This window comes from Desulfoscipio geothermicus DSM 3669, from assembly GCF_900115975.1.
Lineage (GTDB): Bacteria > Bacillota > Desulfotomaculia > Desulfotomaculales > Desulfallaceae > Desulfoscipio > Desulfoscipio geothermicus.
The window spans coordinates 64,648-89,491 of sequence record NZ_FOYM01000010.1; the positions used below are offsets into that span (position 1 = coordinate 64,648).

21 protein-coding genes are annotated in these 24,844 nt (G+C 50.8%); 17 read left to right on the forward strand and 4 right to left on the reverse strand.

Annotation, left to right across the window (positions count from 1 at the left end):
* Positions 1 to 127: 127 nt before the first annotated feature.
* Positions 128 to 769: a stage II sporulation protein R gene (locus tag BM299_RS07695; RefSeq protein WP_092482890.1), complete on the reverse strand. Its 642-nt coding sequence runs from the start codon at positions 767 to 769 to the stop codon at positions 128 to 130.
* Positions 770 to 904: 135 nt separating this feature from the next.
* On the opposite strand from BM299_RS07695, the gene BM299_RS07700 reads away from it, so the two are divergent.
* The 9 genes from BM299_RS07700 to ndk all read left to right on the forward strand — a co-directional run bounded on the left by BM299_RS07700 (position 905) and on the right by ndk (position 9,880).
* A complete protein-coding gene (locus BM299_RS07700) occupies positions 905 to 1,189 on the forward strand; it encodes a transcriptional regulator (protein ID WP_207545150.1) in 285 nt (94 codons plus the stop codon).
* Between the two features lie 148 nt (positions 1,190 to 1,337).
* Positions 1,338 to 1,577, forward strand: coding sequence for a sigma-70 region 4 domain-containing protein (locus BM299_RS07705; protein WP_092482891.1), 240 nt, complete (start codon positions 1,338 to 1,340; stop codon positions 1,575 to 1,577).
* Positions 1,567 to 1,968, forward strand: a complete 402-nt coding sequence (locus BM299_RS07710; protein WP_245779692.1) for an FtsB family cell division protein — start codon at positions 1,567 to 1,569, stop codon at positions 1,966 to 1,968. The genes BM299_RS07705 and BM299_RS07710 overlap by 11 nt, the downstream gene beginning before the upstream one ends.
* Positions 1,969 to 2,044: 76 nt before the next feature.
* The gene (locus tag BM299_RS07715) at positions 2,045 to 2,437 is read left to right on the forward strand and encodes a S1 RNA-binding domain-containing protein (protein ID WP_092482893.1); all 393 of its coding nucleotides are present in this window, start codon (positions 2,045 to 2,047) and stop codon (positions 2,435 to 2,437) included.
* 80 nt (positions 2,438 to 2,517) lie between these two features.
* A complete protein-coding gene (locus tag BM299_RS07720) occupies positions 2,518 to 3,399 on the forward strand; it encodes a Ppx/GppA phosphatase family protein (protein WP_092482894.1) in 882 nt (293 codons plus the stop codon).
* A 94-nt stretch (positions 3,400 to 3,493) separates the two neighbouring features.
* Positions 3,494 to 5,941: a stage II sporulation protein E gene (gene spoIIE / locus BM299_RS07725; RefSeq protein ID WP_165608233.1), complete on the forward strand. Its 2,448-nt coding sequence runs from the start codon at positions 3,494 to 3,496 to the stop codon at positions 5,939 to 5,941.
* Between the two features lie 78 nt (positions 5,942 to 6,019).
* Positions 6,020 to 7,465 (forward strand): tRNA lysidine(34) synthetase TilS, encoded by a 1,446-nt coding sequence (gene tilS, locus BM299_RS07730; protein ID WP_245779693.1) that lies wholly within the window; start codon positions 6,020 to 6,022, stop codon positions 7,463 to 7,465.
* A 126-nt stretch (positions 7,466 to 7,591) separates the two neighbouring features.
* Positions 7,592 to 9,418 (forward strand): ATP-dependent zinc metalloprotease FtsH, encoded by a 1,827-nt coding sequence (gene ftsH / locus BM299_RS07735; protein ID WP_092482896.1) that lies wholly within the window; start codon positions 7,592 to 7,594, stop codon positions 9,416 to 9,418.
* A gap of 12 nt (positions 9,419 to 9,430) precedes the next feature.
* A complete protein-coding gene (gene ndk, locus BM299_RS07740) occupies positions 9,431 to 9,880 on the forward strand; it encodes a nucleoside-diphosphate kinase (protein WP_092482897.1) in 450 nt (149 codons plus the stop codon).
* A 410-nt stretch (positions 9,881 to 10,290) separates the two neighbouring features.
* On the opposite strand, the gene BM299_RS07745 is transcribed toward ndk, so the two are convergent.
* From BM299_RS07745 to BM299_RS07755, 3 genes are read right to left on the reverse strand one after another with little or no spacing between them, the layout of a single operon-like run.
* Positions 10,291 to 11,613 (reverse strand): two-component system regulatory protein YycI, encoded by a 1,323-nt coding sequence (locus BM299_RS07745; protein WP_092482898.1) that lies wholly within the window; start codon positions 11,611 to 11,613, stop codon positions 10,291 to 10,293.
* A gap of 24 nt (positions 11,614 to 11,637) precedes the next feature.
* Complete coding sequence (locus BM299_RS07750; RefSeq protein ID WP_131820618.1) at positions 11,638 to 12,756, reverse strand: two-component system regulatory protein YycI; 1,119 nt, start codon at positions 12,754 to 12,756, stop codon at positions 11,638 to 11,640.
* Positions 12,677 to 13,351: a DUF6345 domain-containing protein gene (locus tag BM299_RS07755; RefSeq protein ID WP_092482900.1), complete on the reverse strand. Its 675-nt coding sequence runs from the start codon at positions 13,349 to 13,351 to the stop codon at positions 12,677 to 12,679. Before BM299_RS07755 ends, BM299_RS07750 begins: the two co-directional genes overlap by 80 nt.
* Before the next feature lie 1,042 nt (positions 13,352 to 14,393).
* Between BM299_RS07755 and BM299_RS07765 the strand changes: the two genes are divergently transcribed.
* The 8 genes from BM299_RS07765 to BM299_RS07800 all read left to right on the forward strand — a co-directional run bounded on the left by BM299_RS07765 (position 14,394) and on the right by BM299_RS07800 (position 24,838).
* The gene (locus tag BM299_RS07765; RefSeq protein WP_092482902.1) at positions 14,394 to 15,458 is read left to right on the forward strand and encodes a hypothetical protein; all 1,065 of its coding nucleotides are present in this window, start codon (positions 14,394 to 14,396) and stop codon (positions 15,456 to 15,458) included.
* A gap of 174 nt (positions 15,459 to 15,632) precedes the next feature.
* Complete coding sequence (locus BM299_RS07770; protein ID WP_092482903.1) at positions 15,633 to 16,037, forward strand: thioesterase family protein; 405 nt, start codon at positions 15,633 to 15,635, stop codon at positions 16,035 to 16,037.
* A gap of 205 nt (positions 16,038 to 16,242) precedes the next feature.
* On the forward strand, positions 16,243 to 18,003 hold the full coding sequence (locus BM299_RS07775) for a formate--tetrahydrofolate ligase (RefSeq protein WP_092482904.1): 1,761 nt from the start codon (positions 16,243 to 16,245) through the stop codon (positions 18,001 to 18,003).
* Between the two features lie 205 nt (positions 18,004 to 18,208).
* Positions 18,209 to 18,679: a DUF134 domain-containing protein gene (locus BM299_RS07780; RefSeq protein WP_092482905.1), complete on the forward strand. Its 471-nt coding sequence runs from the start codon at positions 18,209 to 18,211 to the stop codon at positions 18,677 to 18,679.
* Positions 18,680 to 18,779: 100 nt separating this feature from the next.
* Entirely contained in the window at positions 18,780 to 20,705 is a 1,926-nt protein-coding gene (locus tag BM299_RS07785) for a sigma 54-interacting transcriptional regulator (RefSeq protein ID WP_165608234.1), read from the forward strand.
* 258 nt (positions 20,706 to 20,963) lie between these two features.
* Positions 20,964 to 22,589, forward strand: coding sequence for an AMP-binding protein (locus BM299_RS07790; protein ID WP_092482907.1), 1,626 nt, complete (start codon positions 20,964 to 20,966; stop codon positions 22,587 to 22,589).
* Between the two features lie 31 nt (positions 22,590 to 22,620).
* Positions 22,621 to 23,400, forward strand: a complete 780-nt coding sequence (locus tag BM299_RS07795; RefSeq protein ID WP_092482908.1) for an enoyl-CoA hydratase/isomerase family protein — start codon at positions 22,621 to 22,623, stop codon at positions 23,398 to 23,400.
* Positions 23,401 to 23,416: 16 nt separating this feature from the next.
* On the forward strand, positions 23,417 to 24,838 hold the full coding sequence (locus BM299_RS07800; protein WP_092482909.1) for a 4-hydroxyphenylacetate 3-hydroxylase family protein: 1,422 nt from the start codon (positions 23,417 to 23,419) through the stop codon (positions 24,836 to 24,838).
* Positions 24,839 to 24,844: the final 6 nt, after the last annotated feature.

Sequence of the window (24,844 nt, forward strand, 5' to 3'; positions counted from 1 at the left end):
TCGACGCGGAGATTTTGAACGCAGCGGGGAACAACCCGACCTGCATGCTTTTCATCCTCTGTTGGTGCCGCGATAGCGGCATGAAAGTCTGTCCCCTTTTTGCTTTGTTGAATAGTTACGTTTTTTCTTAAGATACGAATGACTTGAACAATTCGACGATACGGAAGCGGTATTCCACCCGGGCCTCCCCCGGGTTTTTATCATTATTGTTACGGTCAGGCGTTTTTTCCACGGCCGATGCGTATGGCAGCGAGGTGGGCGCGGCACCCTGCGGGGGGTTTACGAAACAAAGGGGCGGGTAAAGCACGCACCACCAGTTGGCGCCCCGGCCGGATCCGATGATCACCCGCACCGCTTCATAGCGCCCGGGCGGCAGGGTCAATGATGTGACCCGGCCCGCATTTTTTATAGTATACGTTTTTTCCGGAAAATCGAAGTTCCCCCGTACCACCTGAACCGGATAATCAAATCCCTGATTGTGAATTTCGTCCAGAGCTATCCGCCTGATTTTTTCCTTGTTGGCATCCGCTATATCCCTGGCTTCCTCGATATTGGCCGCTGCATTGAAAATAGACGCTGTTTCCCTGACAATGCGGTCTTTGACTCTATATTTCAAATCCTGATCGTAAAACGTGTTGCTGTTGGCTATTACGTGCAGGCGGATTAAATTATCCTTTTGGTAATTGTTATCATATTGCCTGTAAGCGTACAGCCAGCCTGCGCCGGCTAAAAGCGAAAAGATCATTGCGACGCCGATTAACTTGCGCATGCCATCACCTGCTTTTCTAATTGATTAATAATAGTTTTACCAGTATTTTTTTGTTTATACCTGAAAAAATTTTGACGAAGTCGCTTATTAATTAAGAAAAAAGGGTAAAAATATAGGTAGAGGAGGGATTTTAAAGTGATAGGTACAACCACATTAGCGGACTATTTGGTTAAAGCGGGAGAGCGCCTGCCCGAAGAGGCTGACCGGGTGCTGGAAGCGCTGGTGACAGAAGGGGACATGAACAAGGAAGACCTTTCCCTGCTTTCCCGGGTGAAAAGAGCTGTTCTGGATCATGTGATCATGCAACTGTATGCCCTGGGGCTGGTGGAAGTGTCCACGGAGGGCAAAAGTAAAATTTGCAGCTTAACCAAACTGGGACAGGAATATATTTCTCTGATGGAAGAAAAGAAAGCCGGTTAATAGCCGGCATTTTTTATTTTTTATGATTTCAGTTGCAGGAAATAACAGAGAGCCATAGAATAATTGTAATAAGTTTGTAGTCAATTTGTAGCAATCAGTCAGGTGTTTCGATAAATGGCGGTGGGCCCGCCGGTCGGGGTGGGACAGCATGAAAATAGAGATCAGGGGGGCTGAAAAACTCAGTTTCCGGGAACGGCAGGTAGTAACCCTGAAAGAAATGGGGTGCGCGAGTGACAAGGTGGCCAAACAGCTGGGGTTGAGCGTCAGTACCGTGGCCACGCTTTATAGCAGAGCCCGGGCCAAGGGATATGAGGTGGTTATTGTAATTCCCGGGCATAATCTGGGATTATTCGGACCGGACGAGGAGGATGAAAACAGTGCTGGATAGTTCATCCAGGCGGACACGGAATGTGGTGGCCTATGACGGGCGGGGACTGAAGAAGAACCGCCGAAGGTTCAGCATGTCCCGCAGTAAATTACCGCTGTTGATCATTACCCTGTTAATGCTGTACATATCCTTTTCCCTCGGGACGCGCTTTGACCAGCTTAACGCCATGCAGCAGGATTTACGGGCCATGCAGGCCGAAATCAAGGAATTGCGGGGCAAAAACGTCGGTTTGCAAGACAAATTGGAAAAATTGCAGTCAAATGCTTATATTGAACAGGTGGCCAGGGAGAAACTGGGTCTGGTCAAACCGGGCGAGGACAGGATAGTCCCGGTGTCGCCAGGGGCGGGCGAGATGCGGCGAACGAGCCCGGCCGTTGAATTAAAGGACTAATTAGTGCTTGACATCAAAGGTGGCTTTGATATAATAAATCAAGCTCTTATAAGGCATGGGAGGAAATTTTCGAGTTATGCCAGTGCAAACGGGAAAAATTTTAGAAGGCAAGGTTACCGGGATTACAAACTTTGGCGCCTTCGTGGAATTGCCGGGTGGCGAGACTGGCCTGGTACATATTTCGGAAATCGCAGAAGAGTACGTAAAGGATGTAAATGACTTTTTACACATTAATGACACAGTTAAAGTAAAAGTTATTTCCGTTGACCCCAAAGGTAAAATTGGATTATCCATCAAGCAAACCATCGAGTCACCCAAAAAACGCCCGTTTCAACGTAAAAAACCGGATATATCCTTTGAGGAAAAATTATCCCGTTTCTTTAAAGACAGTGAAGACAGGTTACAGGGCCTGCGCCGCAGCGCAGACGCCAAGCGCGGGGGGCGCGGTTCCAACCGGCGCAACCAGTAATGAAATAACTATAAGCATTTCCGACCGGGGAATGCTTTTTTTAGTTCCGGTGACAGGTAAAACAGTGTGAGGTGTAAAAAATGAGGATTGCCGCTATTGATGTAGGGAGTAATTCCATCCGTTTGCTGGTGGCGGATGCGCCGGCTGACGGGGTAATAACGCCTGTTCTACGGGATCTGCAAACCACCCGCCTGGGGCAGGGTTTTGCTGGCGGGCGGCTGGCTGATGCCGCTGTGCATAGGACGCTGGACGTTATTAAGGACTTTGTGCGGCAGGCCCGGCGGGCGGGGGCTGAAAAAGTTGTGCTGGCGGCGACCAGTGCGGTGCGGGACGCTGCTAACCGGGAGGATTTCATCCATGCGGTTTACGGTGCCACGGGTTATGCGCTGCGGGTGCTTTCCGGCGAGGAGGAAGCGCGGCTTAGTTACCTGGGGGTGACCGGGGCGCTGGGTGATGTTCGGGACGCTCTGGTGATCGACATTGGGGGTGGCAGCACGGAATTTATCTGGCCGGGGCAGGGCGGGATACGGTTTCGCAGCGTTAACGCGGGGGCGGTGCGGATGACCGAAAGCGGTTTCGGCAGCGGCCAGATTCGGGCTGTGTTCGGCGATATTTTACGGGACATCCGGCCGGATAGCCCGGCTGATATGATTGGCGTGGGTGGTACGGTGACCACCCTGGCCGCCATGGCTCAGGAAATGCGTACATATGACCCCGATAAAGTGCATGGCTACCGTTTGACTGCGGCCAAGGTTGGTAAACTGTACCATGCGTTGCGGAAATTGCCCGTGGCGGCCAGGCAAAAGATGCCCGGGCTGCAGCCCGAGCGGGCGGACATTATTCCCGCGGGCGCCCTGATTTTATTGAGGGTATTGCAGGGATTGAACATGGATTCCGTTCTGGTCAGTGAGGCCGACATCTTATACGGTTTAATTATTTGGGAAGCACGAGAAATGTCGTAATAATTTATACCATAAAATACCAAATATGCTATGTATTTACTACCCCGTTGTAATATAATGGAAGGAGGCATAACGGCATAAAGGGGTGGATTTATTGTTTGAACGGGTCGAAGTTTACCCATACCAGCGTAAGCAGGAGCAAGACAAGCAGGATAATGACAATAGATATCCTGCCGGGCGGGGAAAAAACCGCCGGGTTAAAAAAATTGCCGGATTACGGATAAAGGATGTTGCCGGACAGGTCGCTTTGCTCGTAGCCGGTTTTTTGCTGGGCCGGGCCGTTTTACTGGGTGAATTGCTGCCCTTTGGCGCGGCCTTTGTGGCGGCCGTGTTTGCCGTTTACCGGGAGTATGCCTTGGCGGCATTGTTAGGCGCTGTGCTGGGCCTGGTTTACGTGGCCACGGGCTGGAACCTGGCCTTGCATATCATAACGCTGGTAGCGGTGGCGGCGGCCGCCCTGTCGTTGCCCGGCCGGTCCCGGAATGCCCGCTTTTTGAAGGGCACAGTGGTTTTCGTGATACTGGTGCTGGCCGGAACCGGTTACGCGGCCGTTACGGGACCTACTACATATGACTACGTGCGGGTGTTATTTGAATCCGTGTTTGCCGGATTGCTGACAGCAGCTTATCTGGGCGCACTGGAAGGATTGCGGCAGGCCGCGGGGCATGAACCGGTGGCAGCGGAAAAGGTTTTCTGTGTAGCTTTGTTTTTAGCTAGCTTGGTGGCCGGGGCCGGGCAAATCCGGTGGGGGATGATGAGCCCCGGGGGAATGCTGGCGGGGTTTGTGGTAATCACGGCGGGATATGTGGGCGGGGCCGGATTGGGGGCTGCCGCCGGGGCGGTTATGGGCGTGCTGCCCGGTTTGGTTTATTCGGTGGCACCGGCGGCTCTGGGGGCGTTTGCCTTTGCCGGTTTTTTGGGCGGTCTGGCCCGCGGTTTGGGGCGGGTGGGAACGGTTGGCGGTTTTATGTTGGCCAATACCCTGCTTACCGTTTACCTGGGCAGCAGCCCTGGCATCATCAGCGTACTGGCGGAAACTGCCGGAGCCGCCCTGGTATTTTTGCTGGTGCCGGCAGCGGTTTTGAACGGTTTAAAAGAATACCTGCCGTCCATGGGCCTGTTTGTGGCGGCCCAACGTCCGGCGGCCGGAAGGAATGAAATGGGCGTGGCGGGAAAAATTAGGCGCTGGGGGGCTGTTTTCGAGGAAATTTCCCGCGCCTATGACCAGGTAAGCGGATCTCTGGAGCCGAAACAGAAATGCGGGGACCGGCGCTTGATATTTTCCGAGTTACAAAACATGGTCTGCGCAGGCTGTGCATTACACCGGGTATGCTGGGAACGGGAACTGCTCAATACTTCCCGCTGCCTGGAAAGATGCCTGGAAATTGTAAACAACAACGGGCGGGTGGAAACGGAGGACCTTGACGATAATTTGCGCCGGCGCTGTTCCCGCACCGGGGAACTGGTCATGGGCGTTAATTGCCTGTACCGGCTGCACCGTATGAACCGGTTCTGGGAAAATAGAATGCAGGAAAGCCGCCGGCTGGCTTCCGAACAGTTGCGGGGCATGCACGGGGTAATTGAGCAGTTGGCCCGGGGTATGGAGGCGGAAAGTGAACCCTGGCACCGGCTGGCGGAGTATTATAAGCAGGAGTTGAAGCATTCCGGGGTGCCCGTGGTTTCCCTGGCGCTGTACCCTTGTCCGAGGGGCTGCGAGGTGGAGGTGAACATGCCGGCCTGTGGCGGCGGGAAAAAATGTGTTTATGATGTGGCGCCGCTTTTGAGCAGGTTGTCCGGGGAGAACCTGACGCCGGCCGGCCGGGATTGCCTGCATATGAGGAAGGATGATTTTTGTTCTTTCCGGCTGTATCCCCACCTCAAATTCCGGCTCAAGCTGGGGGTGACGGGCTGCGCCGGTAAAGGAAGTGCTGTCTCAGGCGACAGTCATGCCATTCTCCCGCTCAATGACGGCCGCCTGGCCATTATGTTGAGTGACGGGATGGGTTCGGGCCCGGCTGCGGCAGCGGAGAGCAGAGCAGCCTTGACCCTGCTGCAGCAGATGTTGCAGACCGGTTTTGGCCGGGATGTAGCCATCCGCACGATAAATTCTCTGATGATGCGGCGCTTGCCGGAAGATAACTTCGCCACGGTGGACATGTGTGTGGCGGACCTTTACGCGGGGAAGGCGGAACTTGTTAAAATTGGGGCTCCGCCCAGTTTTCTGGTGCGGCAAAACCGGGTGGAAGTTATCCGGTCCAATTCCCTGCCGGTGGGTATAGTGGATGAGATTAATATTTTTTCGGTGAGCAGAGACATTAAAGGCGATGATATGCTGATTATGGTTACGGACGGGGTTATTGACGCGTACCGGGAGACGGGGGACGGCAAGGAGTGGATCAGTTCCGTGTTGGGGGAAATCATTGACCTGCCGCCCCAGGAAGTGGCCGACCTGATTTTACGCCTGGCTCAGAGCGGCGCCGGGGAAGGGCGGCGCCCGCCGGACGATATGACGGTACTGGTGGCCCGGGTGGAGGAGGTTTAATTCTAAAAAATGGCCCACGGAGGCCATTTTTTTTAATAAGATATAATTATAATTATAGAAGGAAATTTTTTCGCTTGTGTGGAAAATAAAAAAATCAGGAACAATGTGGGTGAAACCATGGATTTACTCCGGCAAGTGGCGGAACAAATTCATAAACACGCCATGGTTGTCTCCGGTGAGACGGTGGTGGTGGGGGTATCCGGCGGGCCGGATTCAGTAGCCCTGCTGCATATCCTTTACCGGCTGCGGGAAAACCTGAACATTAAGCTGGTAGTGGCGCATTTAAACCACCGGTTCCGCGGTGTCGAGGCACAAGCCGATGCCCGGTTTGTCCTTGATCTGGCCGAGCGCATGCATTTGCAGGCTTTTGTGGAATCGCGGGATGTGCCGGCTTATTGTGCCAGGAACGGCTTCTCGGCCCAGGCGGGGGCCAGAGAGGTAAGGTATAGCTTTTTCAGCGAAGTGGCCGTCAAGACGGGTGCATCACGGGTGGCCCTGGGGCATCACGCGGATGACCAGGCGGAAACTATTTTGCTGCATATCATAAGGGGTACCGGGCCCGGAGGGCTCAGGGGCATGCTTCCCGTGCGGGATGATTTTTTTATTCGCCCCTTGCTGAACTTGCGGCGCCGGGATATCGTAGCCTATTGCGACCGCCACGGTTTAATCTACAGACATGATTCCAGCAATGCCACGCCCAAATACCTGCGCAACCGGGTCAGGCTGGAGTTGATGCCGCTGCTGGAGAAAAATTATAACCCCAGCCTGGTGTATACTTTAAATCGTCTTGGTGAGATATGCCGGGACGAAGAAGAATATCTTGAAAAACAGGTGGGTGAAATTTATAACCGGGTCCGGTTGAAGTCAAACGGCCACACAGTCAGCTTGGACAGAAACCGCCTGCAATCTTGCCCGCAGGCCATAGTGCGCCGGGTGGTGAGACGGGCCTGGGCTGAAGTTTGCGGCGACAAGGATGAACTGGGATTCAGACATATCGACCAGGTGGTGGAAATAATCAAGGGTGCCGGGGGTTACCGGCAAGTGACCCTGCCGAGGGGGGTAATCTGTCAGACAAACTATGACTTGCTTGTATTTACTTTAAGCCGGGAAAACAATGAGGTGCCCTTCTATCAACACCTTTTAAAAGTTCCGGGCGTCACTTTTATCCCGGAAATCGGAGTGCTGATCGGGGCGCAGGTTCTGCCCCGGGGAGAGGCGGGAGACCCTGCGGGACTGGGTCCGCAGGAGGTTTTGCTGGACTACGGTGTATTGTCTCTGCCCCTGGTGGTACGGCGGCGCCTGGCCGGGGACCGTTTTAGCCCTCTGGGTTTGGAAGGCACCGTCAAGTTGAAAAAATTTTTCATCGATCACAAAGTACCCCGGTACATGAGGGATCGCATTCCGTTGGTGGTTTCCGGAAATGATATCATATGGGTGGCGGGAATGCGCCCCGGAGACAGGTGGAAGGTAACCGAAGCAACGGAAACATGTTTAAGGCTGTACATAGATGATTATGGAAAATAGTTTTGTGACAAGCTAATATGGAGAATGAAAACAGGAATTGATATCATCTTATTGAAGGATAACCCTTTTTTTGATAACATTATCTTTATCGGCTGAATATCCGGGCATTGAGAGGAGTGGCTTTGTTTGAACAAGGTCATCAAGAACCTTAGTATTTATTTGTTGATAGTGTTGGTGACCATCGCCATCATCAGGTGGAACTCCCAGGATAACCCGGTGGTCAAGGAATGGCGGTTCGACCAGTTTTACGCTGCCTTGAGCCAGGGAAAAATAAAGCAGGTTACCATCCAGCCGGATGATTCCACCGCGCTGATTACGGGCGAGCAAACCAACGGCACGCAGTTCCAGGTGCGAGGTACCGCGCCGGGTACGGAAAAAGTCGAAGAGATATTACGGGAGAAAAATGTCAACTACAATGTTGAGCCGCCCCCCGAGCCAAGCTGGTGGACCGGTCTTTTGACCACCTTGTTGCCTATTTTGCTTTTTGTGCTTCTGTTTTTCTTCCTCATGCAGCAGACCCAGGGCGGCGGAAACCGGGTGATGTCTTTCGGCAAAAGCCGGGCCAGGCTGCATACCGATGAGAAGAAAAAAGTGACTTTCGCGGATGTGGCCGGAGCGGACGAGGTCAAGGAAGAGTTGCAGGAAGTCGTGGAATTCCTGAAAAACCCCAAAAAATTTAATGAACTGGGGGCGCGCATCCCCAAGGGAGTGCTTTTGTTCGGACCCCCGGGCACTGGTAAGACCCTCCTGGCCCGGGCCGTGGCCGGCGAAGCCGGGACACCTTTTTTTAGCATCAGCGGTTCAGATTTTGTGGAAATGTTCGTGGGGGTCGGTGCATCACGGGTACGCGACCTTTTTGAACAGGCCAAGAAAAATGCGCCCTGCATAGTGTTTATTGATGAAATAGACGCCGTGGGCCGCCAGCGGGGCGCCGGTTTGGGCGGCGGCCACGATGAGCGGGAGCAGACCCTCAACCAACTGCTGGTGGAGATGGACGGTTTTGAGGCTAATGAGGGAATCATTATCATAGCCGCCACCAACCGGCCGGACATTTTGGACCCGGCCCTGCTCAGGCCGGGGCGTTTTGACCGCGAGGTGGTAGTGGGCATTCCGGACATCAACGGGCGCAAGGAGATATTGAAGGTGCACGCCCGCGGCAAACCGCTGGACAATAGCGTGGATATTGACATACTGGCCCGGCGCACTCCCGGTTTCACCGGCGCCGACCTGGCCAATATGCTTAACGAGGCCGCGCTATTGGCGGCCCGTCGTGGCAAGAAAGAGATCGGCCAGATGGAACTGGAGGATTCCATTGAGCGGGTTATCGCCGGTCCCGAGAAAAAATCCCGGGTTATCAGCGACCAGGAGAAAAAGCTGGTTTCCTATCACGAGGCCGGTCACGCGGTGGTGGGCTACCTGTTGCCCAACACCGACCCGGTGCACAAGGTGTCCATAATCCCCCGGGGCCGCGCCGGCGGTTATACGCTGCTGCTGCCCAAGGAAGACCGCTATTATATGACCAGGTCACAGTTGTTGGATCAGGTGACCATGCTGCTGGGCGGCCGGGTGGCGGAAGATCTGGTGCTGAAGGAGATCAGCACCGGTGCTCAGAACGATCTGGAGCGCTCTACCGAACTGGTGCGCAAAATGGTCATGGAATACGGAATGAGCGACGAACTGGGGCCCATGACCCTGGGGCACAAACAGGAAACGGTGTTCCTGGGCCGGGATATAGCCCGGGACCGCAACTACGGTGAAGAAGTGGCCGCCGCCATTGACCGGGAAGTGAGAAGTATTATTGAGAAAAATTACAACCGGGCCAAGGATTTGCTGAACAAGCACATGGAAATACTGCACCGGATCGCCCGGGAATTGATGGAAAAAGAAACCCTGGAAGCCGAAGAGTTCAGCAATATCATGCGGGCGGCAGGCATTGAGGCCAATAAAGCATAGGAGGTTTAAGCAATGGAACGCACTTATGTGATGATAAAGCCGGACGGTGTACAGAGAAACCTGGTGGGAGAAATTATTTCCCGCTTTGAAAAGAAGGGACTGAAAATCGTCGCCCTGAAAATGCTGCAGATTTCCCGCGAACTGGCCGACCGCCATTACGGAGAACACAAGGGCAAACCATTTTTTGAGCCGCTGGTGCAATATATTACCTCCGGTCCGGTGGTGGCCATGGTTCTGGAAGGTAAGGACGCCGTAACCACGGTACGGGATATGATGGGGCCCACCAACCCGCTTAAAGCCGCGCCGGGCACCATCCGCGGCACCTTCGGCATGGATATCGGCCGGAACGTGGTGCACGGTTCGGACGCTCCGGAAAGCGCGGCCCGGGAGATCGCTCTGTTCTTCGCTCCGGAAGAAATTATCGAGTACAATAAAAACGTTGATACATGGTTATATGAGTAACAAAAAAAGGGAACAGGCCACTAGCGTTGCATAAAGACTAAGAGGCCGGAGTAGCTGTCTACAGCCAGCATGCCCCGGCTTCTTTTTATTGCCAGATATACTGTATACTACTACAGTGTAAATTCTTTTTAAAAAAATTATCCGGTATTCAATAGCCTCATCTTCGTTTTGCGATGAGACCGGTAAGCAACAAAATTGCGTCTCATATGATACATCAATTCCGACAGTGCCCTGCGCATCTTTGCGGGATCTCGGGTTAAAGCCGCAATCGGTCTGTTTTTGTGAAATACCAGGTATTTAATCTTGGGACCGATCATCGTCTCATAGCCAAGTCGCATGAAAACATAGGCCCATTCAACCAGGTTAAACCAGTTGATTTGGCCTATGTTTTTTAGGTAAATTTAATAAGCTCAAAATAATTCTCCGTTTATTGCATTAACATATACAGTATTTTTATCAATTTTAAATTCCCAGGCAGGAATCCATTTATTATGAGATTTAACAAGAAGAGGAGTATAATAAACTAGTCGCCCTCCTGACAATGTATATATAGTATCACGATTGAGTTTATAGACATTTCCCCAAATATTATCTAAAAAAATGTCAATGGCTTCCTCGAAAGATATAGGCTGATGCTCTTCTGTATTATCAATATTTATCGGTTCGCGCCAACCATAGTAATATTCCCTCACACCTTGACTATCAAGGACTACTTTAATTTTTTCCGCCCCAGTAACTGGCAATCCATTTATAGGTTTATGCTTGAGAGTAACCTTATAACATGGACTAACCCCTTGAGTGCCCGACACTTTGGCTTCGTACTGATCGGGAAGGCCGCCATGATTTTTAATATATTCGACGGCTTTGTTTAAAGCCTCTTCCTTGGAATATGTTATAGGTGCTTCGGATTCTTCGTCTGGAAGTACTTTTGGTTTTAAACTATAGCTTAAAGCCCCACTAGGATAAACCTCAAGCCTAGCTTTGTCATCTTCTAATTCATACCTGTCTTTTTGGTAATTTATATCACCAGATGGGGTTTGAGGAAAAAACATGTTTATGAGTTGTTGTGTATCGATTTTTTTTTGCTCCACATTTATCGGTTCGCGCCAACTATACCAATATTCCCTCACACCTTGACTATCAAGGACTACTCGCATTTTTTTCGGCCCAGTAACTGGCAATCCATTTATAGGTTTATGCTTGAGGGTAACCTTATAACATGGACTAACCCCTTGAGTGCCCGACACTTTGGCTTCGTACTGATCGGGAAGGCCGCCATGATTTTTAATATATTCGACGGCTTTGTTTAAAGCCTCTTCCTTGGAATATGTTATAGGTGTTTCGGATTCTTCGTCTGGAAGTACTTTTGGTTTTAAACTATACCATAAAGCCCCATTAGACCTTAAATCCCCACTAGGATAAACCTCAAGCCTAGCTTTGTCATCTTCTATCAATACATACCTGTCTTTTTGGTAATTTATATCGCCAGGTAGGGTTTGAGGAAAAAACATGTTTATAAGTTGTTGTGTATCGATTTTTTTTTGCTCCACATAAACAGGAGTTACTACTTCCGGTATATCATCGGGCTTAGTTGCAATTACTTTAAATTTTAATTTGCCCGACTTGTCTATTGTTATATCATCTGTTATATCATTACTTTGTTCTTGACTGGAATAGCCCAAAATACTTATAGCAAAAAATATAATAAAGATATAAACAAACAATCTCTTCATAATCCACACCCTGCCTTTCATTCATTAATCAATAATCTTACCGGTAAAAGCATCAACGTAAATCTTATATCCTCTGTCGAATTCAATTTCCCAGGCGGGATACAGAGTTGTCTGTTTTTTATTGCGATACTGGCTATAGTACACTAGTTGCATATTAGTTATATCTACACTTTTATCAAGTTTAATATACTTGTGAATATTTTTCTCAATTTCCTCTAAAATAGTATCAGGTGATACAATTAATTGAGATTTTTCTGCTAAGCCAACTGGTTTACTCCAATGTTTAAAAAATGAATCTACTCCATTATTATTTATAGATACTCGTATATAATCTCCTTTTCCCCGTATTGGTAAGTCATAGTCATGCCTGAATACAATACCGTATCCGACTATTCGCTCCTTTTCTTGACCGCCGTCAAAGTTTAGTTTTACCTCTTTTTCTACAAATACTTCTGGTTCTACCGAGGCATCTGATGGCATTCCTCCAATACTTGAAATAAACTCCCTAGCTTGAGCAATTGCTTCTTCTTTATTAAATGATATTTCTTCATCATAGTAAACTTGGTTAACTGATTTATTATCATTATAATTTTCACTAATTGGCTCATCATCAGGATCTTTACTAAATTCTCCATAAACAGCTTCACTAACTGTGCGATAACGTATCGCACCGGAATCGTATATTTCAAAGAGCTTTGAACCATCACGGTAAGATCTAGCACCATCATGTTTGATTTCAAAATCTGCTTTGGCTACATCCATTTTTGCGTAATCTTTAGCCAATTGATTATCAGGTAATTTTTCCTGTTTAACAATTAAGGGCTTTAACTCCTCTGGATACTCGGGTATAGCTGTTTTGACGTTTATTTCAGAGCATTGGTTTTTTAATACTTTACTGCTAGTTTGTACAGAAGCAGGATAAACATCATCAAATCCTTCATACCATCGATAATTAATATTTACCTCATCATCTGGATCGGTATCGGATTCTACATCCCCTTGACCCCATAAACAATCATACTTATTAGCAGTATGATAAACACCAGCCCATTCCCAATCATTATCAACATTGGCCCTTCCATGATTTGTAAATAGATTCACCATTCCGTAAATTGTTAAAAAAATCTTCAATAACATCTTCATCTGTATTTCCAGCCGGTGCAGAATTAGGATAACCCCAAATAGAATGCATCCGAGGTTTTCCTATCATTGCTAATGCCCAATCCTTATAATTACCATAATCATAACTTAATTGACTGCAAGCAGCTAAAACAGCCCATTCAAGATCTTGACTCCAACGTGTGTTAGTTTCATAAAGATATTTTTCCCACTCGTCATCGTAAACTATAAAATTATCTTCATTATCGTCATCATGTTCAGAATCATCTTCAAGTACATATAAAATTTCATTATAATCAAAATTTCCGTAGGAATCTCTTTCGTATATCGGTATACACGGTTTAGTCCAGCCATGGCCTGAGATGTACACAAAATCATTGTAGTCTGCTTCATAAAGATCAGATGCTAAAATATCATCAACATGTGATGACATTAAATCAACATCCCACTCCATAAGAAAATCAAGGTAGTACCAAGCTTTATTGGCATCCCCGTCATCAAATTCACCTGTATAATATATCCCGGCTTCATAAGCAGAGGCAAATGAAGCATTCCCAAACAGAGAGCTGGTAAAAAATGCAAATGTCAATAAAAAAATTAAGTATTTATTGTGCAACAAAAACATACCTCCCTTAAAAAAAATTATTATGTCAACCTATGTTGTTTACATATTTTACATTATCCTGTGTCTTGAATAATTCATTGTTTAAAAAGTTGCTTATTGTCAGTATCTGTAATCCTATAAACGGGATATACACTCCTAGTAGCTAATTAACTTATATTTTTTCCATATTCGCCTCCCGCATTTTTTAAACTTGTAAATACATCAGTCATTAAACCATCACCACATCTCCTTCCGTTTTTTGTTAGATATTTTTAAAAAATCTAAATATATCTATTTTATAGAAACATATTTTTGTATTATTGTTGACATTAGACCAAAAGCTGCCAATTCCTTCAATAAAATAGAATTATTTTACGATAAATTTTTACATAAAGTGACAATATGAGGTCTTTTTGAGTTTCGGAAAAAAGCCTTGAAACCAAGGGTAAAACCAAGGGTAAAACCAAGGGGAAAACCAAGGGGAAAACCAAGGGGACGGTTCCGGATGCATATTACTTGACAGTCACAAGGGCAGCAATCCTGTTGAACACGGACCGCGAGGGTGGTAAGATTTAACAAAAAAGGGGGAGCTTAAATGTGCGAAGAAATATTACAATGCCATTATTAACATACGGAGATTTAAATAGTTTCGCTTTACATTGTAAAAATAAGTTGCTAGTTAATAAGCCTTATGAATTTCTTTGCCCTGCGGAAGTACGAAAAAATGATGATGAAAAAATATGGGAAAAATGCGTGCCCCAAATTAAGGAGTTGAACAACGGCCTTCTGAGTATCCTTCGGAACAATGCTAACCTCTATGCTATCTCCTTTTAGCCCTTTGAAAAGATTTGAGTCTTATCCCCAAATGATATAAACTTTGCCATGATTTCAGTAGAAAAGAGGGGAAAGCAGCCTGTCCCCTTATTTTAAAAAAGGATATCACTCCCTTTTTTGTATGGTAGTCTTCTCTATGCAAACACTTGTTCTGTAAAAAATAAAATGCTATACTGATTATGGAAGAAAGAGGTGGTATAATAACAGAGAGGAAGTGTTCCATTTGCCAAATACACAATGGCACCCGGTATTTGTAACAGCGCTTAAAGAAGCGCTTTCCGACGCCCGGCCCGGGGAAATTGAAATCCAGGCCGAAGTGGCCCTGTCCTCAAAGCCCCTGGACGTGGACGTTTTAGTAGTCAAGAAAAAAGAAACCGCCCGGCTCCGGCACCCGGTGGCCAACATATTTAAGCAGTATAACCTGTTTGAATACAAAAGTCCGAAAGATTATTTGGAACCCAACGACTACGACAAGGGTCTGGCCCTTACTTTACTTTACAAAGTACTTGAACATCCCCGCATGGATCTCTTGGACCGGCTTACCCTGACATTTGTAAGCAGCAGGTACCCGCGAGACATGCTTAAGATGTTAAAAAACAGGGGTCTGGCCGTTATAGAAGGTGTACCCGTTTCCGGTTTCTACCGAGTCGAGGGGGAAATAATACCCGTTCAAATAATGGTCCTCAAACAACTCCCCGGATCGGAACAAGCGTACATGTTTTCCATTTTTCTACCCGGGAAAGAAAAATTAAAACTAAACGCCAGTTCACTACTAATCAAAAAATACTTGGAACAGCCGGGCAATACACGTCTAAAAGAACTAATCGAATTCAAATTGAAAAATAAATTGATAACGTTTAACGAGATGGAGGTGATGTTAAAAATGGCCAGAGACATCAGCTTGGAAGAGGAGAAAAAAATAGAGGAATTGTTGGCCAACCATCCTTTCACCCGCCGGATGGTGGAGAAACGAGCGGCTGCTGCGGCTGCTGCGGCTGCGGCTAAAGCAGAAATGGAAGCCATGAAAAGAGGCATGGAGAAAGGCAGAGCGGAAGGCAGAGCGGAAGGCAGAGCGGAAGGCATAGAAAAAGGAAGAGCAGAAGGCAGGGCAGAAGGCATACGAAATTTAATCTGTAGATTTTTGGAGACTAGGTACGGGTCAGAATCCTTACCGTTGCAGGAAGCAATACAAAAAATTACGGATGCTGACATGCTCGACGGGATAGCCGGCAAGCTGTTTGTTGCCTCTTCGCTGGATGAGATGCGAAAGATTATTAATGATGGTTGAGATGCCGTAGGAAATGCGAAAATGGTGCGGGAAAATGGGGACTGGAAAAAAAGGACAGACCTTCATAAATAATTTTTTTACCGGGATGAAGAATAATGAAATGATATTCTTTTTTGCAGGAAATATACTCTACTGTGTAGAATAAGTTCCTTTCAAAACGGGAGGAAGGTTAAAATGCCCTTTAATGCCAGTATTACTGTGGGACTGCGCGGTTCGGCACGCCAGGAGGTAAATGAAACAAATACGGCCCTGGCTTATGGAAGCGGGAGCATCAATGTTTTTGCCACACCTGCCATGATCGGGCTTATGGAAAAGGCCGCCCTGAGCTCTGTGGACCGGCTGCTGCCCGAGGGCTATACGACTGTGGGGATCAAAGTGGACGTGCAGCATTTGGCCGCCACCCCGTTGGGCGGCGTGGTCGAAGCAAGGTCCGAGCTGCGGGAGATTGACGGGCGTCGTTTGGTATTTGCCGTGGAAGCATACGATGACCGGGAGCTGGTCGGCAAAGGAACGCATGAAAGGTTTATAGTTCCGACGGAAAAGTTTTTACAGAAAGTTGCCGGAAAATTAAATAACTGAATTTATTTTCATTTGCAGGGAAAAACCATGGCGTAAGAGAATATTTAAAATAATTGTACCATTGTTTCGGAATTGAATTCGCTTTTTTCAGGCCTTTTATACAATTCTGTGTTAAACCGCATGCCAAAACCAGCAGATAAGGGGGGTTAAACGGGGGAGACATTAACTAAAAATTTAAAAAATATCGAGAGGAGAGGAAAAAAGAATGGCATACGATGCAACCAAAATGAAAGACTATGAAATCGCCGAAGCCGCGGAAGCAAATATGCCGCTGCCTTATGAGTGGGCTGAGAAGCTGGGGCTCCAGAAAGATGAGATTATACCTATGGGCCGTATTTGTAAGCTGGACTTTATGAAGATTGCTGACAGGCTTAAAGACAGACCCGACGGCAAATTCATCGAAGTTACCGCTATCACTCCCACTCCGCTGGGCGAAGGTAAAACCACTACCACCATGGGTTTAACAGAAGGTCTGGGCAAGAGGGGCGTTAATGTGGGCGCTGCCATTCGCCAGCCTTCCGGCGGTCCCACCATGAACATCAAGGGTACTGCCGCCGGCGGCGGCAACGCGCTGGCCATCCCCATGACCGAGTTTTCACTGGGGCTCACCGGTGACCTGAACGATATCATGAACGCCCATAACCTGGGCATGGTAGCCCTCACCGCCCGGATGCAGCACGAAAGAAACTATGACGATGCCGAGTTGGCCAAGCGCAACTTGCGCCGCCTGGATATCGATCCCACCAGGGTGGAGTTTGGCTGGATCATTGACTTCTGCGCCCAGGCGCTGCGCAACATTATTATTGGTATCGGCGGCCGCATGGACGGTTACATGATGCAGTCCAGGTTCGGTATTGCCGTTAGTTCCGAGATTATGGCCATTCTCGCCGTGGCCACCGACTTGAAAGACCTGCGTGAGCGTATCGGTAAGATTATCGTGGCTTATGACAAGAAAGGCAACCCGGTAACCACCGAGGACCTGGAAGTCGCCGGTGCCATGACCGCTTTCATGCGGAATGCCATCAACCCGACACTGATGAGCACTGCCGAATACCAGCCTGTACTGGTACACGCCGGTCCGTTCGCCAACATCGCCATCGGCCAGTCCTCCATCATTGCTGACCGCATTGGTCTGAAGATGTTTGATTACCATATTACGGAGAGCGGATTTGCTGCTGACATCGGCTTTGAAAAGTTCTGGAACGTGAAGTGCCGCTTCAGCGGTCATACCCCGCACGTTTCCGTGCTCACGGCCACCATCAGGGCGCTCAAGATGCACGGTGGCGGTCCCAAGGTTGTGCCCGGTCGTCCCCTGCCCGAGGAGTACACCAAGGAAAACGTGGGCTTGGTGGAAAAGGGCTGCGAAAACCTGGTGCACCATATCAATACTATCAGAAAAGCCGGTATCAACCCGGTGGTCTGTATTAACGCTTTCCACACCGATACCAAGGATGAAATTGCCGCGGTTCGCCGGGCTGCCGAAGCGGCCGGTGCGCGTTGTGCCCTTTCCGAACACTGGGCAAAGGGCGGCGATGGCGCTCTCGAATTGGCTGACGCTGTTATCGATGCCTGCAATGACAAAGTTGACTTCAAGTTCCTCTATCCGCTGGAAATGCCGCTGCGGCAGCGGGTCGAAGTTATTGCTAAGGAAGTATACGGCGCTGACGGCGTAAGCTGGACACCGGAAGCCGAAGCCAAGGCCAAAATGTTTGAAGAAAATCCGGAATACAAGGACTTTGCCACCATGATGGTCAAGACTCACCTGAGTCTGTCCCATGACCCCACCCTTAAGGGTGTGCCCAAGGGCTGGACACTGCCGATCCGCGACGTGCTCATTTATGCCGGCGCCAAGTTCCTCTGCCCGATGGCCGGTACTATCAGCCTGATGCCCGGCACCAGCTCCGACCCGGCCTTCCGGAGAATTGACGTCGATACCGAAACCGGCAAGGTCCTGGGCCTGTTCTAAAAAGTTCTGTCTAATGACAAGAGATTCCCTTAACAGGGGATCTCTTTTTTTAGATAAAAATTTATTGTGAAATAAAGCAAATATTTTTTAAAAATAACCGGCAGGAGAAACACTGTTTGTAACAGAACTATATATAAAGAATAGTTTAACTGCAACGGGTGAAAATTAGCTAAATTATGAAATATTGGAATGGAGTGCATAGATTATGTCAAGACCGCCTAAATGTCGCCGGGTAGAGTTTATACCTGAATTGACATATTTTAAACCTGCCGGAATACCGGTCAGCGAACTGGAAGAGGTGCAGCTGACGGTGGAAGAACTGGAAGCCATCCGGTTGAAAGATTTACTGGGACTGGAGCAGGAGGGCTGTGCTGAGAAAATGGGCGTATCCCGTCCCACCTATCACCGCATTTTATCTTCGGCCCGTTCCAAGGTGGCCATGGCGCTGGTGGAGGGCAAGGCCATCCGGGTTGAGGGAGGGCACTTTGAGGTGGTGGTGCGCCGTTTCAAGTGCATGGGTTGCGGCCACCAGTGGGAATTGCCCTGCGGGATGGGACCGCGGGGTCATGAAATGACCTGCCCCGAATGCCGGGGCGGTGAAGTTTTCCGGATCAACAAGGAAGGACGCCCCATGGGCTGCCGCTGGCAAAACAAAAACCGGAGGCAGGAAAGTTAAATACGGCAATCGAATAACAGGGGGTATCACCCCCGTTTTATTTTTGTTGGCATGTTTAAGCGAAAGATAGTGCAACGGATCTTAATCAGAGGTGGTGCTGGTGGCCCTGCCCAAAATTGGAATAATCTCACCCCACGCCGGTTTCAGCAAGGCGGCCGGGGAACTGGCCGGTGAAATCGGGCTTGACCTGGTGGTTGGTGAACATAAACAAAAAAATGTCGCCGCCCTGCTAAAAAAGTGGCAGAACGGCGATGCCGTGGAAGCTGTGGTTACCAGTGAAGTTTTTGCCGCATCCGTACGGGACAGCACAATATTACCCCTGGTGACCGTACAGCTTTCCGCCTATGATGTGTTGCAGGCCCTGGACAAGGCCCGGGCGGTGGGGGAACGGGTGGCCCTGGCGGTTCATGATTGTGCTTACAGGTTTGACCCGGCAGCCGTTTTTGCCATGCTGGGTCTGAAGGCGCGGATCCTGCGGTACCGCAACAAAGCGCGGTTTACCGCGGAACTGTTGCAGGTCCGGGAAGACCTGGACGCGGTGGTGGGCACCGCTGCGGCAGCGGTGCAGGCGGCCGGGGAGGTTGGCCTGCCCGCTTTTCTGGTGCAAAACGATCGGGAATTTATCCGGGATGCCCTGGAAAAGGCCGTACAAATTTCCCGCATCAGACGCCGGGATGTGCGGTTGTGCCGTTCGCTGCAAGCCATATTGAGCAACGCTTACGACGGCATACTGGCCGTGGATGAGCGGGGGAAAGTGGCTATTTTTAACCCCGTGGCCCAAAAAATCACCGGTTTGCCCGTGGAAAAGGCGCTGGGCCACCCGGTGGCCCAAGTAATAGAAATAAATGCCGTGTGCAGGGGGCTTTACGGGGACGGCGGCGCCGCAAACGGGGAAATATTGCAGTTGGGCAGGTTTCCCCTGGTGGTCAACCGGGTGCCGGTGTCGCTGGGGCAAAACCGGGCGGGCCTGGTAATCACTTTTCAGGCGGCGGACAAGATCAGGCAGATGGAGGCTAAAATCCGCAAGGAACTGCACTGCCAGGGCCTGCTGGCCTGGTACCGGTTCAGCGATATTATCGGCCACAGCGCCATGATGGAGGAAGCCGTCAGGGAAGCTCGCAAATATGCGCGCTCGGACGCCGCGGTTTTAATAACCGGGGAAAGCGGCACCGGCAAGGAGTTGTTTGCCCAAAGCATTCATAACGCCAGTGCGCGGCGTGACGGCCCTTTTCTGGCAATCAACTGCGCTGCCCTGCCCGAAAGCCTCTTGGAAAGCGAGTTGTTCGGCTACGAGGAGGGGGCCTTTACCGGCGCCAGAAAAGGCGGCAAGCAGGGGTTGTTTGCCCTGGCCCACGGGGGGACGATTTTTTTGGATGAGATAGGCGACCTGAGCCATGCGCTGCAGGCCCGCCTGCTCCGGGTGCTGCAGCAAAAAGAAGTACTGCCGGTGGGCGGTCAGCGGGTGATCCCGGTGGATGTACGGGTTATCAGCGCCACCAACCGCAATTTGCTGGAAGCGGTGGAGCGGGGCGGGTTTCGCGTGGACCTCTATTACCGGCTGAATGTGCTGCACCTGCATATCCCGCCGCTACGCATGCGTCTGGAAGATTTGCCGCTGCTCTTCAAACATTTCTTCCAACGGCTCGCCGGCCCCGAACGCTTGCAGGAAATGCAAATAAACGATGGGCTGCTGGAAGAGCTAAAAGGATACCTGTGGCCGGGGAATGTGCGGGAGTTGGAAGGTTTTGTGGAGCGGTACACGGCTCTGGGCGAGGAAAATGTTCACGAGCATGTTACTTTCAGAAATTTACTGCGGAAGATGAAGCAGAACCAGCAGGTGGACCCGGCGCTGAACAACGAGCGGTTGCTGGTGCTGAAGCTTGGTAGCATGGAAGATATGGAGCGGGAAATTATCAGGCAGGCCGTGGACCTGGTGGGCGGCAGCAAGGGTAAGCTGGCCAGGGTGCTGGGGCTGAGTCGCACCACCCTGTGGAAAAAGCTGAAGGAAATTGAGGAGAACAGCTAGGGGTTTTTGTTAAGATATTTAACATCTTTTATAACGTGGCGCATGACAAGCAAAAAACGCGGGCGATCAGCAGTTGCCCCGTTTATTTATTGGGTTCCGTTCATTTTTTAAACGCCAGCGTTTAGCTTTTTAACCTGAATATATGGAAAATTCTCAAATATAAGGCTTTGCAGCCCGGGTATTGATTTTGCAACATGTAATAGTGACGCAAAATCACCCAAAATTCAGAAAAATTCACGCGCAAGGGATGGGTAATCAGTGCAAAAAATCTGGTATAAATCCTGGCCAGCCGGAGTGCCCAAAAAAGTGCATCACGGCCCCAGTCCCATAACCGGGGTGCTCGGCGAACATGCCCGGCTGTATCCCGGCCGCACGGCGGTGAATTATTACGGGCGCAAGATAACCTATGGCGAACTGGACAGGCTCACCGGTAACTTTGCCAGCGCCCTGGTAAAAATGGGGGTGCGCAAAGGCGACCGGGTCAGCCTGTACATGGAGAACTGCCCACAATTTATTATTGCTCTCATCGGGGGGTGGAAGGCCGGGGCGGTCATGGTGCCTTCCAATCCCATGTTTCTGGGAGATGAACTGGTCTACCAGCTTAATGACGCTGCGGTGGAAAGCATTGTGGTGCAGGACGATTTGTTTCCCATACTGGAGCCCGTCATACCCGGGACGCCGCTAAAAAATATTATTGTCGCCCGGCGGCAGGCTTTTTTGCCGGATACGCCGGCGCTGCCCTTGCACCATAGCATGACCACGGCGCCCATTGAAGCGCCCGGTACCATTTCTTTCAGCCGGATGCTTTCCGGGCCGGCCGGGAAAATCGAGCGGGAAACGGGCCTGGATGACCTGGCGTTGTTGCAGTATACGGCGGGTACGACCGGCATGCCCAAAGGGGCCGTGATTACCCATCGTAACCTGCTGTACAATACCGCCGGATCGGCTGCCTGGGTGGGCGCGCGTTCCGGGGATGCGCACCTGGCTGTGCTGCCCCTGTTTCATGTTACCGGCCTGGTGCATAGCATGAACATGCCCCTCTACACCGGCGGGAGCATTATTCTGCTGGCCCGGTATGATACCGAAACGGTTTTTGCAGCGGTGGAAAAATACCGCTGCGCCCACTGGGCCAGCATAGCCACCATGAACATTGCCGTTGTTAATTACCCGGTGGTATCCGGGTGTGATTTGTCCTCCTTGCGGACCTGTGTGTCCGGCGGCTCGCCGGTGCCCCGGGAGGTAATTCGACAGTTCCGGGAGGTTACCGGGGCCAATTTGGTGGAGGGATACGGTTTGAGTGAGACCGTATCCCAGGTGACCATCAACCCGCTGGGTAAGCCGCGCCTGGGTTCTGTCGGCATACCGGTGCAGGGGACGGATATAAAAATTGTCAGCCTGGACGACTGGGACCGGGAGTTGCCTACCGGAGCTGAAGGGGAATTGCTGGTTAAGGGACCCCAGGTCATGCAGGGTTACTGGAACCGGCCCGGGGAAACCAGGCTGGCCCTGCGCGACGGCTGGCTGGCTACCGGCGACATTGCCCGGATGGATGAGGATGGCTACGTTTATATCGTGGGGCGTAAAAAAGAACTGATCAAAGCCTCGGGCTATAGCGTATTTCCCCAGGAAGTGGAAAGTTTTCTCTATGAGCACCCCGCAGTGGCGGAAGTCGTTGTGGTGGGCGTACCGGACCCCTACCGGGTGGAAACGGTTAAGGCAGTGATCGTGCTGAAGCAGGAATACGTAAATAATATAAGCGCCCGGGATATTATCGAATGGTCGCGGCAAAAAATGGCGGCCTATAAATACCCCCGGTTGGTAGAGTTTGTATCCGATTTGCCCCGCAGCGGTACCGGTAAAATAAGGCGTCATCTGTTGAAATAAATAAAATTACATTTATTCAGGAGGTTGGGGTATGGATTTCAAGTTTCTCATTTATGAAAAGGAAGGTTACGTGTCCAGGGTCACTTTAAACCGGCCCAAAGTGCTCAACGCCTTGAACAGCGAAGTGTTTGACGAAATAGGCCGGGCCATGGACCTGGCGGCGGCGGATGACGGGGTGCATGCCGTGGTGATTACCGGCGGGGAAAAGGTATTTGCCGCCGGTGCTGATATTGCCGAAATGGCCACGGCCGATCCTGTCAGCGTGTACAAGTTCGGGGAAACAGCCCAAGGCGCCCTGAACAAAGTGGAAAACCTGCCCAAGCCGGTGATTGCCGCTATTAACGGTTACGCCCTGGGCGGCGGCTGCGAGCTGGCCCTGGCCTGCGACATTCGGATCGCCGGCGAGTCGGCCAAAATCGGCTTGCCCGAAATCAACCTGGGCATATTTCCCGGCGCCGGGGGCACCCAGCGGCTGCCCCGGCTGGTAGGGGCAGCCCGGGCCAAGGAATTGATGTTTACCGGGGATATGATCGACGCCGCCAGGGCCGAAAAAATCGGGCTGGTCAACCAGGTGGTGCCCGATGGTGAAGTGCTGTCCACCGCGGTCAAGCTGGCCGCCAGAATGGCGCAAAAGGGCGCCGTGGCCATGGCCATGCTGAAAACCGCCATCAACCAGGGGTTGGCCACCGACCTGGCTTCCGGCCTGAATATCGAGCGGCAGTGCTTCTCCCTGCTGTTTGCCACCGAGGACCAGAAAGAGGGCATGCAGGCCTTCATGGAAAAACGCAAGCCGGAGTTTAAAGGAAGGTAAATAGGAGGTATCGCCAGTGCGAACAGCCGAACAGTATCTTGATAAACTGCGCTCCATGCGCCCCAACGTCTATATGGGCGGGGAACTCGTCCAACGGGACGACCCGCGGCTTATACCGGGCATCAATATCATGTCCGAAACTTTCAATTACGCGGCCGACCCCCGGCACAAGGACCTGATGGTCGCCACATCCCACATAACCGGTCAATCAATCAACCGCTTCTGCCATATTCACCAGAGCATCGATGACCTGCTGAAAAAGCAGGAAATGACCCGCTTCCTCTGCACCCGCACCGGCGGCTGCATTCAGCGCTGCATGGGCGTGGACGCCCTTAACGCCCTTTCCGTGATTACCAAGGAAATGGACTTGCGCATGGGCACCAAGTACCACGAACGCTTTACCGGCTACCTGAAATATTTCCAGGAAAACGATCTGGTGGGCAACTGCGCCCAGACCGACGTCAAGGGTGACCGCTCCAAGCGGCCGCACGAGCAGGCCGACCCCGACCTGTACCTGCGAGTGGTGGAAAAGCGGGAGGACGGCATCGTTGTCCGGGGTGCCAAGGCGCACAACACCATTGCCCCCTATGCCGATGAAATTATCGTCGTGCCCACCCGGATGATGACCGAAAAGGACGCTGCCTACGCCGTGTCCTTTGCCGTACCGGCCGATACCGAGGGTGTGTACCTGGTTACCCGGGCCACCGCCCCCCGCACGCGCAAGCATCTGAAAGTCAAGGAGTACGGATCAGCCGACTCGCTCACGATATTCGACAACGTGTTCGTGCCCTGGGAGCGGGTGTTCATGTGCGGTGAGACGCCCTTTGCCGGCTTTTTGGCTATGCTGTTCGCCCTTTTCCACCGGCACAGCTATACCGGGTGCAAGCCCGCCACCACTGACGTGATTATGGGCGCGGCGGCCCTGGTGGCGGAGTACAACGGGGTAGAAAAAGCGCCCCATGTGCGGGATAAGCTGGCCGACTTGATTGCCGTGGCCGAGCTGGTTTACGGCACCGGTATTGCGTCGGCGGTGAAAGCCAAACGCTATGCCTCCGGCACTTATGTGCCAGACCCGGTATTCGCCAACGTGGCCCGTTACCACGCCGGCATTAATGTGTACCACGAATTTGATATATTAGCAGACCTCGCAGGCGGCCTTCCGGCCACCCTGCCGCTGGAAGAAGACTTTTTCAACCCGGTTACCGGGGAACTGCTGCACAAGTATATCATGCGCAACCCGGAAATTACGGCGGAAAACCAGCACAAGTGCTTCCGCATGCTCAGTGACATGCTCTGCTCGGCGCACGCCGGTGTAATGCAGGTGGCGGGCATCCACGGTGGTGGCTCGCCCATCATGGAGAAAATCGCTATCATGGGGCAGTATGATATCAAGAGCAAAAAGGCCATCGCCAAGCGTCTAGCAGGGATAGAAGATTAAAACGTT